Source organism: Vibrio ponticus (genome assembly GCF_009938225.1).
Lineage (GTDB): Bacteria > Pseudomonadota > Gammaproteobacteria > Enterobacterales > Vibrionaceae > Vibrio > Vibrio ponticus.
In genome coordinates, this window is record NZ_AP019657.1 from 3,058,719 (window position 1) to 3,074,956 (window position 16,238).

The window sequence follows — 16,238 nt, forward strand, 5'->3', positions numbered from 1 at the left end:
TTTTAAAGAATCTGCTTCAACACACGGTCCGCTTTTACGCGGGTGATCTTGCGCATCAGTTTTTGCACCACTTCTGGGTAATCTTCCAGTTTTTCTAACTGCTTGTAGGTGCAAATTAGTTGGGTGTGCTGCAGAATGTTCTCAACTTCTTTTTCAAACTTCTCAGTCAGATGGTTGTAGTCATCTTGCACCATGATCGCGTTTTCAAGGTCGAGTTTCCATGCGCGTGGGTTTAGGTTGTTACCTGTGATTAGCATGTAACGCTTATCAACCCAGATACCTTTTAGGTGGAAGCTGTTCGCGTCATGCTTCCAAAGATGGATAGATAACTGGCGGCTTGCAATGTGCGCTTCATTGGCTTTCGCAAATTGACGTAGGTTACGCTCATAAAGGTATGGCAAACCACCGATAGTTTTAAACTCTTGCTCTGGTGAGATAAAGAAATCGTTCGCGGTTTTATCGCCGACCACGATGGTTACTCGTACGCCGCGCTTAATCGCACGTTTGATTTGTTTAGCCACGCTACGTGGGAAATTGAAGTAAGGCGTACAGATGAAAATTTCATCTTTGGCCAATGCCAACAAGTTATTAATGCTTTGATTAAGCTTATTGCGCTTTTTGCCAACGCCTACAATCGGTGTCACCGCGACTTGCTCAGGAGAGACCGGTTGGCTATCAAATTTATAAGCCGCTTTAGCAAGAGAGGCACGCAGTTGGCGTATGCTGGCTTTAATCTCTTTGGTTTCTGGTTTTGCCGGGCAGGCAAGGTTATTGACGGCTGGATGCGCAATCATCTCGTTTTGCACAAACTGCACCATAGTATCTGCCAAATCAGGGTTGTGCAGTACATGGTAGCGGTCAAAACGGTAGCGATCTTGATAGTTTAGGTAGATGTTATTTAAGCTTGCGCCGCTGTAAATCACCGAGTCATCGATGATAAAGCCTTTAAGGTGCAATACACCAAACACTTCTCTGCCACGTACAGGCACGCCATAAACAGGCACCTTGTGTTCGTATTTATCAGAAAAAGCTTTGTACATGCTTGCGTTGGTTTCGCTCGCTTCAGCGCCAATCAAACCACGTTGGGCACGATGCCAATCTACGCAAACATTGATATCTAAACCTGGGTTTCTCTGCTTGGCTTGGTAAAGTTCGCTTAGAATTTCACGACCAGCTTCATCATCCTCTAGGTAGAGGGCAACAAGGTAGATGCGCTTGCTAGCTTCACGTATTGCTTGAATTAAGCGAGTGCGGAAATCTGCCGCAGCGTAAAGAACTTCAAACTGTTCTGGATCTTGTGCAAGGGTAGGAAGATGCTGTAATGAATACCTGTTAGCGATCATATTGAAAGATTAACCTCAAAAATGGCGACAATAGCGTCTGCCAAAAAAGCAGAAGACGGATACTACCAAATCTCTCTACGGATTTACCAGAAATGGCGCAAAGTTCATAAATTATCTACGCAATAATGCTCTGCTTATCAAAATAGTGCATTGGAATAAGGGCTTTCCCACTTCCAGTGTAGCGCGTAAACAGCTGATTTAGGCTATTAGGCAGTGTATCCGCTGAAATAGTGGCAAAACCGTGCTGCTGATAGAAGTTTTCCAAGTGTGGATAAGCAAAACAGTAAGTATTTGTGTTGCATACTTCGGTTTGGCAATGGTTGAGCAGTTGATGCCCCAAACCCAGCTCACGTAGTTCTGGCACCACTAACATGCCTGTGAGCAAGTGATATTGCTCGATAGGACGAAAACGCACCACACACGCCAGTTGATGCTCTAGGTAACCCGCAATGGTCAACTCATTACTTTTGGCTTTACCCGAAGGATAGTGCGCTTTGTATAAACGCGCGACTAGCGGCAATTTTATTGGATCCAGCGTTTCTATTCTGAGTTGGCGCATTCTCTATCCGGTCATATCTATGTAGAATGGCGGCAGTGTAAATGACGAAACTTGCCTGATGCAATTAAATCCCATGCAAATACAAACCAACGCCAGCTTACGTAGCTACCATACATTCTCAATCGAACAAACGTGTGACGTACTTGTTGAAGTCGCTTCTGTTGAGGATATCCAGCAAGTCTATCAAGCGCCACAATGGCAAGATTTGCCTAAACTGATGTTGGGTAAAGGCAGCAATATGCTGTTTACCGAACACTTTGCTGGCTTGGTGATGATCAACCAATTACATGGGATAGAGGTTAGCGAAACCGAGCACGCCTGGCATTTACATGTTGCTGGCGGTGAAGATTGGCCAAGTTTGGTTAAATGGTCGGTTGAGCAGGGTTACTTTGGCTTAGAGAATCTGGCTCTAATCCCTGGCTGCGTAGGTTCTGCACCGATTCAAAATATTGGCGCTTATGGCAAAGAGATCAAAGATGTCTGTGAGTATGTCGATGTACTCGACTTAGAAACTTTTGCCATTCGTCGCATGCAGGCTGATGAGTGTCAGTTTGGCTATCGTGATTCAATTTTCAAACATCAACTGTTTGGCAAAGTCGTCATCGTGGCGGTGGGTTTTAAATTGGCAAAATCATGGCAGCCATGTATTGCTTACGGACCGCTGCAGTCTTTTAGTGTTGAAACCGTCACTGCACAACAAATTTTTGAACAAGTTTGCCAAGTTCGTATGGAAAAACTGCCCGACCCACAAGTCACGGGCAATGCAGGGAGCTTCTTTAAAAACCCTGTGATTGAACAAGCGCAGTACCAAACGCTGCTAGAGCAATACCCTAATATGGTGGCTTACCCTGTAGAAGAAGGTGTTAAAGTCGCCGCAGGTTGGTTGATAGACCAATGTGGCTTGAAGGGATTCGTGCAAGGTGGTGCCCAAGTACATCCCAACCAAGCGTTAGTGCTAGTGAATAGCGCTCAAGCAACGGCGCAAGATGTGGTCTTGCTGGCAGACCATGTACGTCAAACCGTGTGGCAAAAATACCAAATTGAGCTTGAACATGAAGTACGCTTTATGGGCGCGCAACATGAAACCAATCTAGTAGCGCTGCGAGGACGGGTTAAATGAAAGAGCATTCAATCAAGTTATCGATTCTAAATACGTTAGCTGATGGCAATTTTCACTCAGGTGAAGGCTTGGGTGAGCAGCTTGGCATTTCGCGAGCTGCGGTTAGCAAACACATCAAAGGCATTCAAGCGTGGGGCGTCGATGTGTTTAGCGTGCAAGGTAAAGGTTATAAGTTAGCTCAACCGATGCAATTACTTAATCAGCAACGGCTGCAAGATAAGGTCAATGTTCCTCTAGCGCTAATTCCCGTCATTGATTCGACTAACCAGCACCTACTTGAGCGCATTCATAGCTTAGAGTCTGGCTCGGTCTGCTTAGCGGAATATCAAAGCCAAGGGCGTGGTCGTCGTGGGCGAGAGTGGGTGTCGCCATTTGGCTGCAATCTCTACCTCTCTATGTACTGGCGCTTAGAAGCGGGCATGGCTGGCGCAATGGGTTTGAGCCTAGTGGTGGGTGTCGCAATTGTTGAAGCGATGGAGAAATTAGGTATCGAAGGTATCAAGCTTAAATGGCCGAATGATCTCTATTACCAAGACAAAAAGCTGGCAGGCATCTTAGTCGAAATGTCCGGGCAAGCAGGTTCTGCTGCGCACCTTGTGATTGGTATGGGGATGAATTTACGTATGGCAGGTGATACTCAAGGGATTACTCAGCCGTGGTCATGCCTCAGTGAGGTCACGGAGCAGGATATCGACCGTAATGAGCTTGCCGCTGAGTTGATTAACACTCTTGAAAATGCCCTGAATGAATACGAGATGTCGGGCATGCAAGGGTTTGTTGAGCGTTGGAATCGCTTAGATAACTTCTTAGGACGTGAAATCAAATTGATTATGGGTAACCGAGAAGTCAGTGGCGTTGCTCGTGGCATTAATGAGCAGGGTGGGGTGTTGATTGAAACTGAGCAGGGCATTGAGACTTACATCGGTGGCGAAATTTCACTAAGAGGCATCTAGTCGGCTCAATCTTGTCTCAATTTTAAGTCGTCTTAAATGTGAGACATCTTTAGAGGACAAATTTGCTCTGATATGAACTAGGCTCAATATAAACAGCCAGTTTATGTGAGGGTAAGATGGAATTACCACAACAGCAGCAATTGCCGTCATTTGATGAGTTAGTCAAACTTGCTCAGGAAGATGAAGCCGCCTTTGAACAGCTTAAGCGCGAAAAGTGTCAAGAGATGATTCAAGGTGCTTCACAAGATATGCAGCCGCGGCTTTGGGCGCAACAGAGCCATATTGACCGATTGGTTGGGCACTGCAAAAACCCTCACCATGTTAACGTTGTCTTGATGCAAGAACTGCGAAAGCAAGTGCATAAGTTTCAGCAAAGTTTACAAGGCGGACTTGAGACAAAAGAGCCAGAAAAAACCGCTAAACTGAACGTAATCTCCATTAATGAACGCTTCTCTGATTGGCGATAGATTTAATACGGCAGATTAAAGGGCTCTTTGAGCCCTTTTTTGTTGTCTTTCTCACAAAAATCACTCTATCTCCCCTTGGGTTTACTCCCTTTGCCCATATATCGTTATCACAAGGCTTTAAAGTTGCTTTAAAGCAATTATCAAATCACATGGAAATTTTCAGGAGAGACGACCGATGAACATTCGTCCATTACATGACCGAGTTATCGTAGAGCGCCAAGAAGTTGAATCTAAGTCTGCAGGTGGCATTGTGCTTACTGGTTCTGCTGCGGAAAAATCGACTCGCGGTGTTGTTCTAGCTGTTGGCAAAGGCCGCATCCTAGAAAATGGCACTGTTCTACCTTTGGACGTTAAAGTTGGTGATTCTGTTATTTTCGCAGAAGGCTACGGCACGAAAACTGAGAAAATCGACGGTAAAGAAGTTCTTATCATGTCTGAAAATGACATCATGGCTATTGTCGAGTAATAGCAATCATTGAGTAGTTTTTACTCTGATTCATACAACAGATAAACCAGAATAAAGGAAATAAAAGATGGCTGCTAAAGACGTTAAATTTGGTAATGACGCACGCGTAAAAATGCTAGAAGGTGTGAACATCCTAGCTGACGCAGTAAAAGTAACACTAGGTCCTAAAGGCCGTAACGTAGTTCTAGACAAATCTTTTGGTTCACCAACTATCACTAAAGATGGTGTATCGGTAGCGCGCGAAATTGAACTTGAAGACAAGTTCCAAAACATGGGCGCGCAAATGGTTAAAGAAGTTGCGTCTCAAGCAAACGACGCAGCGGGTGACGGTACCACAACGGCAACAGTACTTGCGCAAGCTATCGTAAACGAAGGTCTTAAAGCTGTTGCTGCGGGTATGAACCCAATGGATCTTAAGCGCGGTATCGATAAAGCTGTTATCGCAGCAGTAGAAGAGCTAAAAACGCTATCAGTACCATGTGCAGATACTAAAGCTATCGCGCAAGTAGGTACAATCTCTGCAAACTCAGATACAAGCGTAGGTAGCATCATTGCTGAAGCAATGGAAAAAGTAGGTCGCGACGGTGTTATCACTGTTGAAGAAGGTCAAGCACTACAAGACGAACTTGATGTTGTAGAAGGCATGCAGTTCGACCGTGGTTACCTATCTCCTTACTTCATCAACAACCAAGAGTCAGGTTCTGTTGATCTAGAAAGCCCATTCATCCTGCTTGTAGACAAGAAAGTTTCAAACATCCGTGAACTTCTTCCAACGTTAGAAGCAGTAGCAAAAGCTTCTCGTCCACTACTGATCATCGCAGAAGATGTAGAAGGCGAAGCACTGGCAACGCTAGTCGTGAACAACATGCGCGGTATCGTGAAAGTGGCTGCGGTTAAAGCACCTGGTTTCGGTGATCGTCGTAAGGCAATGCTGCAAGACATCGCGATCCTAACTGGCGGTACAGTTATCTCTGAAGAAGTTGGTCTAGAGCTTGAAAAAGTGACTCTTGAAGACCTAGGTCAAGCGAAGCGCGTGGCTATCACGAAAGAAAACACCACCATTATCGACGGTGTGGGTGAAGAAGCGATGATCCAAGGTCGCGTAGCGCAAATTCGTCAACAAATCGAAGATGCAACTTCGGATTACGACAAAGAGAAGCTACAAGAGCGCGTGGCTAAGCTAGCTGGTGGTGTTGCGGTAATTAAAGTTGGCGCAGCAACTGAAGTTGAAATGAAAGAGAAGAAAGACCGCGTAGAAGATGCTCTACACGCGACTCGCGCTGCCGTTGAAGAAGGCGTAGTGGCTGGTGGTGGTGTAGCACTTATTCGTGCAGCATCTAAGATTGTTGACCTACAAGGCGACAACGAAGAGCAAAACGTTGGTATCCGCGTTGCACTACGTGCAATGGAAGCGCCAATCCGTCAAATCACTCGTAACGCAGGTGATGAAGAGTCAGTGGTTGCGAACAACGTGAAAGCGGGTGAAGGCAGCTACGGCTACAACGCAGCAACAGGTGAATACGGCGACATGCTAGAGATGGGTATCCTAGACCCAACGAAAGTAACGCGCAGTGCACTACAGTTTGCAGCCTCTGTTGCGGGTCTAATGATCACTACAGAAGCAATGGTAACTGACCTACCACAGAAAGATTCAGGCATGCCTGACATGGGTGGTATGGGCGGCATGGGTGGTATGGGCGGCATGATGTAATCATCCTCTCTCACTCAGTGATAGTCTCATTTATAAAATCGTTGAATGGGTTGGTTGTAAAGTATACACTCCGCCCCTTGAGTAGATAGAGACTCATCCAGTGCTGATTAAAAAAAGCCGAAGTAAATGCTTCGGCTTTTTTAGTGTCCGCACTTCAGGCTTATATACATAAATATAAGTTTCTTAGAAACAGCGGGTTAAGTAATGTTGCTCGTTTTAGTCGAGAAGTAGAGCCATAGTTAGTGATTACCGACGATAAAATAGGATACAAAAGACTGTTTGTAGGGATCACAACACTTTTTATTATCATACTGACTTTTTTAGTCCTTGATTCAGCAGAAGAGTCGCAGCAGAAGTATGAAAGACAAAAACAGCGAGTAGAAAGGCTGCTGGAAGACACGAGCCAAGTGATTAACGCCTTGGACTACAGCATTACGTCACTCTATCCGCTGCAAAATGATCGCTATGTATTGCCCCATACGATCAAGCTCAACGGCGACACCTGTAATTTTGGTGGCAAATCGCATACTGGCAAAGAGTACGACTTTATGTTCTCTGGACCCAAAGAGATGTGTAATAACCACTCCCTTTTATTTCAGGAAGCGTATCGACGCCTATTTGTCGCACCATCCATGGCGTACTTTGCGAAAAGTATTAGCCACATATCATCGATCTACTTCATCTCTACCAGCAAGTTCATCATCTCTTCGCCCAAAGCTTTTGCCCAAGCAATCGAAGGTGATGCATTTGATAAAGTGATTTCAACCCGACCGTATTGGGTACGAACCGTTGCTTGCTCTGAAAACTTCGACAGTGTGATTTATACCGGAGACTATCAAGATTACATGACAGGTAAGCGTGTCGTGACAATTACTCGCGGTATCTATGTTGATGGTCAGTTCAAAGGTGTCCTAGCGATAGATAATGATTTGGACCATTTAATCGAGAACTATATTGGCGATTATCGGCTGACTGAAGAGCAGGGCGCTAATAGTAAGGATGTGTTTAGTTTTACCTATTCGCAGCCCGTGCTGGTGGACGGTAAAGAAACGGGGCTATATCTAACTGTACATGAGCCCAAACGCATCCACCTATGGCATATCTTTGAAGTGGAGAGGCAACGTTTAATTGCTTTGATCTCTTTCTACATTTTGGCTTTGTGTATTATTTGGTTCCGCTATACCCAAGTCACGCATTTGCAGTTAAAACAGTTAGCGATGTTGGACCCAATGACCAACCTACTCAATCGACGCGGTTTCGAAGCGAAACTGAAAGATCTGCCAGTGAGCCAGTATTTGGCGATAGCGGTATTTGACATCGATAACTTTAAAGCGATCAATGATAGCTGCGGGCACCAAGTTGGGGATGACATCATCTGCCAAGTGGCGAAGCTATTAAGCACCAGTTTACGCCAAAGTGATTTGATTGCTCGCTTTGGCGGAGAAGAATTTGTGATCGCGATTACCAGTGAAACGGCTGAATTAGCACAACTGGTTCTTGAGCGAGTGCAGAGTGATATTAGCTCCCCGGAGATACGCCTGTGTGATGAAACGATTTCTGTCACGGCGTCTGGTGGTGCAATCATTTATAAAATGAACAAAATGATCAGCGCCGCGCAGGTGTGGCAAGGCAAGGGTATTGTCGCGGCTGATAAACTGCTCTACCAAGCGAAAAAAGCCGGGAAAAATCGTATCATTATCGACATAGATAATGGCTAAGCGATTCCTGTATCAAGTTTAACTGTGCTGACTGAGCGGTAACGCCAAGCCGTTTGGGAAAGCGACACAAATAAAAAAGGATGGCATTTAGCCATCCTTGTTCAATTTTTCGCGAACGATTACAGAATGATGTCGCGTACTTCTGGGTCTTTACGCTCCAGGTAGTGAATCGACTTAATGCGACGAATCGTGCGGCAGCGACCACGGATCAGCAGAGTTTCTGTGGTTGCGATATTACCTTGGCGAGTGATGCCTTCTAGCAGATCACCTTTAGTGATACCGGTGGCTGAAAAGACCACATTGTCGCTGCGCGCCATGTCTTCCATTTTCAGTACGATACCAGCTTCGACACCCATCTCTTTACAGCGAGCTAATTCTGCTGCGCCGTAAATACGGTTTTCTTCGGTATCGCCTTTCACTTCGTGACGAGGCAGCAGACGACCGTGCATGTCACCATCTAATGCGCGGATCACCGCGGCAGAAACCACACCTTCCGGTGCTCCGCCAATGCAGTACATCACGTCCACTTCGCTATCAGGCATACACGTTAGGATAGAAGCGGCTACGTCACCATCTGGCACGGCGAATACACGCACGCCCATCGCTTGCATTTCGGCAATCACTTGGTCATGACGAGGCTTTGCCAGTGTAATTACGACCAGTGTATCCAGCGTTTTGTTTAGCGCAGCTGCAATGTTCTCTAGGTTTTCTTTCAGTGGTTTGTTTAGGTCAATGCAGCCTTTTGCACCAGGACCAACCACCAATTTTTCCATGTACATATCAGGCGCTTTCAAGAAGCTACCTTTTTCGCCAGCAGCTAATACAGCCAATGCATTCGATTGACCCATTGCTGTCATACGCGTCCCTTCGATAGGGTCGACAGCGATATCAACCGCATCGCCACCAGTTCCCACTTGCTCACCGATGTAAAGCATCGGTGCATCATCAATTTCACCTTCACCGATCACAATCTCACCGCTGATCTCAGTTTTATTGAGAAGGGTGCGCATTACCTCAACCGCGGCACCGTCAGCAGCGTTTTTATCGCCACGACCAAGCCATTTATAACCGGCTAGTGCTGCGCCTTCAGTGACTCGAGAAAATGCCATTGCTAAATCGCGTTTCATGATGACTCCAAATAGGTTTATGGAAGGAACTAAATTTTGGCGCGATTCTACCACATCAAAAAGAAAACGTTTGCCTTTTTGCCGTGCAGAGATTGAATTTGATCAATAAAGCACTGTAAAGTGGGTTGCCGAAGCACTGTCAGCCTAACCGTCAATGCATGGCTCGCCTCAGTTTTGCGTCTATTCAGCGCAGTTAAGTGGAGTCATTCAGTGATAAAGTTAGGTAAATGTCAGTAACTGGTGCTTTTTTGCGCGAATAGCGCACAATATCAAATATAGGGCGTGTGTCTCTCGGCTGTGCTAAGTAGAATGAGGGTAATACGTGAAGCGTTCTTCACTTCAACCGAATAAATCAAAGGTAGGCTAAGATGTCTTTTGAAGTACTAGAAAAACTAGAAGCAAAAATTCAAACTGCAGTAGATACAATCGCACTTCTTCAAATGGAAGTTGAAGAGCTTAAAGAAGAAAAAGAAAAGCTATCTTCTGAAGCAACAGAACTACGCACAAGCCGTGAAGAGCTTGAGCAAAAATCTCAGCAAATGCAACAAGAGCACGCTGCATGGCAAGACCGCATCCGTAGCCTACTAGGCAAAATGGATGAAGTAGAATAAGCTGCTGAGAGCTGAGAGCTGAGAGCTGAGAGCTGAGAGCTGAGAGCTGAAGAGAGGCTGACCGAAAGGTTGGCCTTTTTGCTATCTGGAGTTTAGAACTTGAGCTTAGAGCTTGAACTTAGAATGGCTTCAAACAGCTTTTGGATCATGGGTGGTCAAAAGCGGATATCGGAAACAGTAACGGTAGACAAATAAGGCCAGCGAGCACTGACCTTAGAAACGTTAATTATCAACGACAGAGTTGTTAGCGCGGACGAACACCGAGGGTATGACACAAGGCATAAGTCATCTCTGCACGGTTAAGTGTATAGAAGTGGAAATCCTTAACACCTTCACGGCTCAATACACGCACCATATCGATCGCTTGGCTTGCCCCAACCAGCTGGCGTGTTGTCGGATCATCATCTAGCCCTTCAAACTGTTTTGCCATCCAACCTGGTACTTTGACATTATTCTGAGCAGCAAAGCGTGACGCTTGCTTAAAGTTCGAAACTGGCAGAATCCCCGGTACGATTTCCACATCAATACCAGCCGCGACGCAGCGGTCACGAAAACGCAGGTAGCTCTCTACATCAAAGAAGAATTGGGTAATGGCGCGGTTAGCCCCGGCATCCACTTTGCGCTTTAGGTTAAGTAAATCAGCTTGTGCGCTCTTTGCTTCTGGGTGGACTTCAGGGAAAGCTGCAACTGAGATATCAAAGTCATGACGTGCTTTTAATAGCTCAACCAGATCTGAGGCATACATATCTGGCGCACCGCCACCGAGTGGAATGTCACCACGCAGCGCAACAATGCTTTGAATGCCGTTTGACCAGTAATCATCGGCGATTTGAATCAGCTCTTCTCGGGTCGCATCAATACACGTTAAGTGTGGCGCTGCCACAAGCCCGGTTGCTGACTTAATATCTTTGATGATTGAGTGAGTACGGTCGCGCTCACCTGAGTTGGCGCCATAGGTAACGGAAATGAATTTTGGTTTGAGCGTTTTTAAACGATGGACAGAATTCCACAAAGTCTCTTCCATCTTTTCACTGCTCGGTGGAAAAAACTCAAATGACACATTAATATTGTCCGATAATTCAGCAATATTCTGATTTAAAGCGTCGATATGACTGGCGTGTGTGTATCCCATCTTGCTCTCCCTGTGGCTGCCTCTGCCACTCGCTATTTTAAATTCCTTTTGATGCTTATACTCAAGTGACTTCAAGGTGCAGAATTCAGAGCAATGTCACTGTTACTAGATCAAGGAAAGCAATGCAGTGTAATAGCGGGCTATTGCCAAATTGCTTGACGCAGAAATAGGGACAGTGACATGCTCCCGAAGGGCGAGTTGCCTTGGTCCGCATACTTCGTTAACGATTTTTGATTTAGAACCACTAGATCTTCAAATCGTTGTCTTGTCTGCAAACCAAGTCATTCTCGCTGAAACTCGCACCTTGAGGTTACTTGAGTATAGACGTCTATATGTCCACAGAATGTATTGAATAGAGTTTAAAGTCAACAAACTGATTATGAATTTTATTCAAGTTGATAATTAATCTATCTCAAGTTAATTACTTAAGTGCAATGTAGTTACATACAAAAAGGGCGCGATAGTTACCCATCACGCCCCTGTTATTTAGTTATAGCTGACTTGAAAGCAAGTTTAAGTCAGATTGGATTGCACCCGCAGTGACCTCTCTGCCTGCTCCAGGTCCCCGTATCACCAGTGGATTATCTTTATACCACTTACTCTCGATGGCAAAGATGTTGTCACATGGCAGTAAGTTTGCCAGCGCATGCTCACGGGTAAGCGCTTCGACCCCTACCGTTGCTTTACCATTTTTCTCTAAGCGAGCAACGTAGCGCAGCACTTTATCTTCGCGCTGGGCTTTACGCAGTCGCTCTGCCAATAGTTCGCTGAGTATGTGCCCATTGTCTAAGAAGTCATCCAGCGGTAAATCGACTAACTCTTCTGGCACTAAGCTTTCAACTTTTACAGCACCTGGTTCAATCGTCAAACCGGATTCTCGCGCCAAGATTACCAGCTTACGCATCACATCTGAGCCATCGAGATCATTGCGCGGATCAGGTTCCGTCAGACCTTGTTGCCAAGCCAAATCTACCAGATCGGCAAAAGGAACCGAGCCATCATATTGTTGGAATAGCCAAGACAGGGTGCCAGAGAAAATTCCCGATAGGGCGACAATCTCATCGCCACTTTCGCGCAGATCTCTGACGGTGTGGTTGATTGGTAAACCCGCCCCCACGGTGGCGTTATATAGCCAGTGGCGATTAATTTTGGCAAACGCATCTTGTACTTGATGGTAGTACTCACTGGATGCAGAACCTGCCACTTTGTTGGCTGAGATCAGGTGCATCCCCTGTTCTGCAATTTCGACGTAACGCTCAGCCAGTTCATGGCTGGCAGTGACATCTAACACCACCGCATCATCATAGCCTTGAATCGCGCCTAAACGTTTGATCCACTCGCCAGATTGGTATTCAATCGCTTCGGCATCAAAACGCTGATTGGCTTGTGATGCATCGATACCATTGGCGTCAAACCAATAGGTTTGGCTATCAATGATCGCCACCAATTCAAAGTTCATCCCGCGACGCTTTTCTAGTTCCAGTTTTTGTTCTGCAAACAAGTTGAGCCAACTGCTGCCGATGTTGCCTTTACCACATAGGGCAATCGCGACGCGCTTTTGTGCTTGAAACAGTTGGTTATGCACGCCTTGCACCAGCGTATCGGTCTCGGTTTTGCGCAGGACAGCAACCAAACTTAACCCAGAGGCGGATTCGCAAATAAATTCTACTGGGGCGTTTTTCAGCTGTTGGTAGAAACCGTAGCAATGATTCGGGTTTTTGGTTACCCCTGCGCCAACTGCTGCCACCATCGAATAGCCCTCTTTGAGCTTAATCTCGGCTTCGATGGCACGATCTTGCAGATGGCTCAGTGCGCCGCCTGCAATTTCTGCGGTATAGGTGAGGCGCAGGCAATGCTGATCATCTTGCGCTTCATACGCCAAAGGCTCGAGCTGTGCGCGGGTTAAGCCAGCTAACGTCTCTTGAGAGAGACGCAAGAAGTCGTGCCCTGATGAGAAGTGCAGTTCAATCATTAACACTTCATCAAGTGAAGAAATAATTTTTGCACCGCGACCAGAAGCCAGCACACGTTCAATACGCGTCGAGCCGGATTCAGGCTCGTAACTGCAACGCAAATGACAATCCATGGTGCTTTGCGCGACAGGCTGTAAGGTGCGGCTATGCAATACAGGCGCAGCAAGACGAGCAAGTTCACTGGCTTCATCAAGACGCAGTAGTGGCAGTAGGCAAGCATCAGCGACGAGGCGTGGATCTGCGCTGTAAACGCCAGCCACATCACTCCAAATGGTCACACGAGAGACTTGAGCGAGTGCGCCAATCACGGTTGCTGAGTAGTCAGAACCATTACGACCCAGCAGCACAGTCTTACCTTGTTTGTCTTGCGCCATAAAGCCAGTGATCACCACGCGGTGATGAGCATGTTGCGCGAGAACTTCTTTGAGTAGTGGGTAAGAAGCGCCGCGGTCAACTTCTGGTTGTGTACCTGCTTCAGCACGTAGAAATACACGCGAGTCTTGGGCGCGAGAAGGCAGCTTATTTTGGTTAAGCAGGGCAGCAAGCAGGCGTGAAGACCAGCTTTCGCCATGACCTAATACACAAGCTTGTTCGATTTCACTCAGTGGCGCAGTCAGCTCACCAAGTAATTTAAATTCATCATTCAGTTGAGCAAGTAACGGCTCTTTGCTCTCTCCTTCAAGCAGTTGCTCGATTAAATCTGTCTGAAACTTCTTTAACTCTTGTAGTGCTTCATGGGCAAGGCGACCATCTTTGTGTAAGCCATCAATAAACTCGATCAGCTTGTTGGTGGTTTTGCCGGCTGCGGAGACCACAATCAAATCGTCTTGCTGCGAGTATTCTTTAAGAATATTGACTACGCGGCGGTAGCATTCTGGATTTGCTAAACTGCTGCCACCAAACTTGTGCAGCTGTCTTTCCACGCTCATTTAGTTGTCCTCCGCTGCCACATTAAAGGCTTGCTCTAAATCGCTAATTAAATCTTGTACATCTTCCAGCCCTACCGAAAGGCGCAGCAGCTGTTGAGATACGCCAGCTTCCGCTAAGGCGGCTTCACCCATCGCTCGGTGCGTCATTGATGCTGGGTGGCATATTAAACTTTCCACACCGCCAAGGGATTCAGCCAAAGAGAATAGCTTAAGCGCGCTAACAAAAGTTTTAAGCTGCTCAAAACTGCCAGCGAATTCGAAACTGAGCATCGAGCCAAAGCCAGATTGCTGTTTTAGCGCAATCTCATGCCCAGGATGCTCCGGTAGGCTAGGGTGGTAAATTGTGCCGACACTTTGGTGATTTTGCAGATAGCTAAGGATCTCGCGAGAGCTTTCTTCATGCACGCGCATACGTGCGCCTAAGGTGCGTAGACCACGCAGTGTCATATAGCTATCAAATGGGGTGCCCGTCGCGCCAATGCAGTTGCCCCACCAAGCAAGCTCTTCTGCGTGTTGCTCAGTTTTGGTGATAACAACGCCGCCGATTACATCAGAGTGACCGTTGATGTATTTGGTGGTTGAGTGAATAACAAAGTCAGCGCCAAGTTCCAGAGGCTTTTGGAATACGGGTGTCAAAAAGGTATTGTCGACAGCTACTAAGGCATCAACCGCATGGGCTTGTTCACATAAAGCCGCAATATCGACCACGCGTACCAGCGGGTTAGAAGGGGTTTCAACCAGCACCAGTTTTGGTTTTTGCGCTAACGCTTCAGCAAGCGCGACCGGATCGGACTGGTCAACAAATAGAACTTTGAAATCGCCTTTTTGCGCGCGGGTATTAAACAATCGATAGCTGCCGCCATAGCAATCATGCGGCGCTACGATCAAATCGTCAGGTCCGAGAAAGGCGGTTGCCCACAAGTTCAATGCGGAAGTGCCACAGTTAGTAATTACCGCGCCTTTGCCTGATTCTAATTCAAACAGAGTTTGTTCCAACAAGCCGCGATTTGGGTTGCCTGAGCGGGTATAATCATATTTAGGCACTTCGCCAAATGCAGGGAAACCGTAGTTGGTAGAAAGATAAATTGGTGGAACCACGGCATGGTGTTGAGTGTCAGACTCGATGCCAGTGCGAACCGCAATAGTAGCAGGCTTGTGGGTGCTCATAAGTGTATCCTTCCAGAACAATAGTGACTTGTCAGTTTGAATGCGATATATCTACACAATCAGCATTGATACATCACGTTCACAATCCATTCACGCTACTTTACTGTTGTTAAACTGAGACGTCAACACATCTAGACGTCTATATGTCTTTGCTTGTAGCCTTAAAAGCCGCTAAAATTAGACTTTGCAAAAATTACTGACTAACAATAACGAAGGTGCGCAATGGCAGACTGGAATGGCGAATACATTAGCCCATACGCTGAGCATGGAAAGAAAAGCGAACAAGTAAAGAAGATTACTGTTTCAATTCCATTGAAAGTATTAAAGGTGTTAACCGATGAGCGTACACGCCGTCAAATTAACAACCTACGCCATGCAACGAACAGTGAACTGCTATGTGAAGCATTTCTGCATGCTTACACAGGTCAACCGTTGCCAACAGATGAAGATCTACGTAAAGACCGCCCAGATGACATCCCATCAGAAGCTAAGCAGCTTATGACCGAAATGGGCATCGAATTTGAAGCGTTCGACGAATAATTGTTAGCGTATTCTTGCTGCATCTGAATTAAAGCACCAGTTCAGATGGTGAGAAAACCAGAACATAAAAAAACCGCAGTTCATTAGCTGCGGTTTTTTGTTTTAGAGCGCCCATACTTCAATTTGTCATTCCATAGAGCGCGCAGCGCGAGTAGGGAATCTTGTTTTCTAGATTAAACCAGAGATCCCCAACTCGTTCGTTCCTCACTCTTGAGGATGACAAAGTAAGGTATATCCATAGAGCGCCCATACTTCAATTTGTCATTCCATAGAGCGCGTAGCGCGAGTAGGGAATCTTGTTTTCTAGATTAAACCAGAGATCCCCAACTCGTTCGTTCCTCACTCTTGAGGATGACAAAAGTAAGGTATGTCCGTAGAGAGGCGAAGCCGAACGTTCGCGAATCCGTAAGCCTCGTTTTTAC

General features: G+C 46.3%; 14 protein-coding genes. 8 read left to right on the forward strand and 6 right to left on the reverse strand.

Translation table 11 applies throughout. The features are described 5' to 3' along the window. Window positions 1-2: 2 nt before the first annotated feature. Window positions 3-1,343, reverse strand: coding sequence for a CDP-diacylglycerol--serine O-phosphatidyltransferase (pssA, locus tag GZN30_RS13825; RefSeq protein WP_075650043.1), 1,341 nt, complete (start codon window positions 1,341-1,343; stop codon window positions 3-5). Between the two features lie 115 nt (window positions 1,344-1,458). Then, entirely contained in the window at window positions 1,459-1,902 is a 444-nt protein-coding gene (locus GZN30_RS13830) for a GNAT family N-acetyltransferase (RefSeq protein WP_075650044.1), read from the reverse strand. A 73-nt stretch (window positions 1,903-1,975) separates the two neighbouring features. On the opposite strand from GZN30_RS13830, the gene murB reads away from it, so the two are divergent. The 6 genes from murB (at window position 1,976) to GZN30_RS13860 (ending at window position 8,337) form a co-directional block, all read left to right on the forward strand. Continuing rightward, a complete protein-coding gene (murB, locus tag GZN30_RS13835; protein ID WP_075650045.1) occupies window positions 1,976-3,022 on the forward strand; it encodes a UDP-N-acetylmuramate dehydrogenase in 1,047 nt (348 codons plus the stop codon). Beyond that, window positions 3,019-3,975 carry a bifunctional biotin--[acetyl-CoA-carboxylase] ligase/biotin operon repressor BirA gene (gene birA, locus GZN30_RS13840; RefSeq protein ID WP_075650046.1) on the forward strand — a complete coding sequence of 319 codons (957 nt, stop codon included), beginning with the start codon at window positions 3,019-3,021 and terminating at the stop codon, window positions 3,973-3,975. The genes murB and birA overlap by 4 nt, the downstream gene beginning before the upstream one ends. Window positions 3,976-4,091: 116 nt before the next feature. Next, window positions 4,092-4,442 (forward strand): DUF3135 domain-containing protein, encoded by a 351-nt coding sequence (locus GZN30_RS13845; RefSeq protein WP_075650047.1) that lies wholly within the window; start codon window positions 4,092-4,094, stop codon window positions 4,440-4,442. Between the two features lie 175 nt (window positions 4,443-4,617). Continuing rightward, complete coding sequence (locus GZN30_RS13850; RefSeq protein ID WP_075650048.1) at window positions 4,618-4,908, forward strand: co-chaperone GroES; 291 nt, start codon at window positions 4,618-4,620, stop codon at window positions 4,906-4,908. A gap of 67 nt (window positions 4,909-4,975) precedes the next feature. Next, on the forward strand, window positions 4,976-6,619 hold the full coding sequence (gene groL, locus GZN30_RS13855; RefSeq protein ID WP_075650049.1) for a chaperonin GroEL: 1,644 nt from the start codon (window positions 4,976-4,978) through the stop codon (window positions 6,617-6,619). 242 nt (window positions 6,620-6,861) lie between these two features. After that, complete coding sequence (locus tag GZN30_RS13860; protein ID WP_232060481.1) at window positions 6,862-8,337, forward strand: sensor domain-containing diguanylate cyclase; 1,476 nt, start codon at window positions 6,862-6,864, stop codon at window positions 8,335-8,337. Window positions 8,338-8,456: 119 nt separating this feature from the next. On the opposite strand, the gene glpX is transcribed toward GZN30_RS13860, so the two are convergent. After that, on the reverse strand, window positions 8,457-9,464 hold the full coding sequence (glpX, locus tag GZN30_RS13865) for a class II fructose-bisphosphatase (protein ID WP_075650050.1): 1,008 nt from the start codon (window positions 9,462-9,464) through the stop codon (window positions 8,457-8,459). Between the two features lie 368 nt (window positions 9,465-9,832). Here glpX and zapB point away from each other — a divergent pair, with 368 nt between their 5' ends. Beyond that, window positions 9,833-10,075, forward strand: coding sequence for a cell division protein ZapB (zapB, locus tag GZN30_RS13870; protein ID WP_075650051.1), 243 nt, complete (start codon window positions 9,833-9,835; stop codon window positions 10,073-10,075). A 244-nt stretch (window positions 10,076-10,319) separates the two neighbouring features. On the opposite strand, the gene metF is transcribed toward zapB, so the two are convergent. The 3 genes from metF to GZN30_RS13885 all read right to left on the reverse strand — a co-directional run bounded on the left by metF (window position 10,320) and on the right by GZN30_RS13885 (window position 15,276). Beyond that, the gene (gene metF, locus GZN30_RS13875; RefSeq protein WP_075650052.1) at window positions 10,320-11,207 is read right to left on the reverse strand and encodes a methylenetetrahydrofolate reductase; all 888 of its coding nucleotides are present in this window, start codon (window positions 11,205-11,207) and stop codon (window positions 10,320-10,322) included. A gap of 490 nt (window positions 11,208-11,697) precedes the next feature. After that, complete coding sequence (locus GZN30_RS13880) at window positions 11,698-14,109, reverse strand: bifunctional aspartate kinase/homoserine dehydrogenase II (RefSeq protein WP_075650054.1); 2,412 nt, start codon at window positions 14,107-14,109, stop codon at window positions 11,698-11,700. Next, the gene (locus GZN30_RS13885; protein WP_075650055.1) at window positions 14,110-15,276 is read right to left on the reverse strand and encodes an O-succinylhomoserine (thiol)-lyase; all 1,167 of its coding nucleotides are present in this window, start codon (window positions 15,274-15,276) and stop codon (window positions 14,110-14,112) included. Window positions 15,277-15,498: 222 nt separating this feature from the next. On the opposite strand from GZN30_RS13885, the gene metJ reads away from it, so the two are divergent. Beyond that, window positions 15,499-15,816 (forward strand): met regulon transcriptional regulator MetJ, encoded by a 318-nt coding sequence (metJ, locus tag GZN30_RS13890; RefSeq protein WP_075650056.1) that lies wholly within the window; start codon window positions 15,499-15,501, stop codon window positions 15,814-15,816. Window positions 15,817-16,238: the final 422 nt, after the last annotated feature.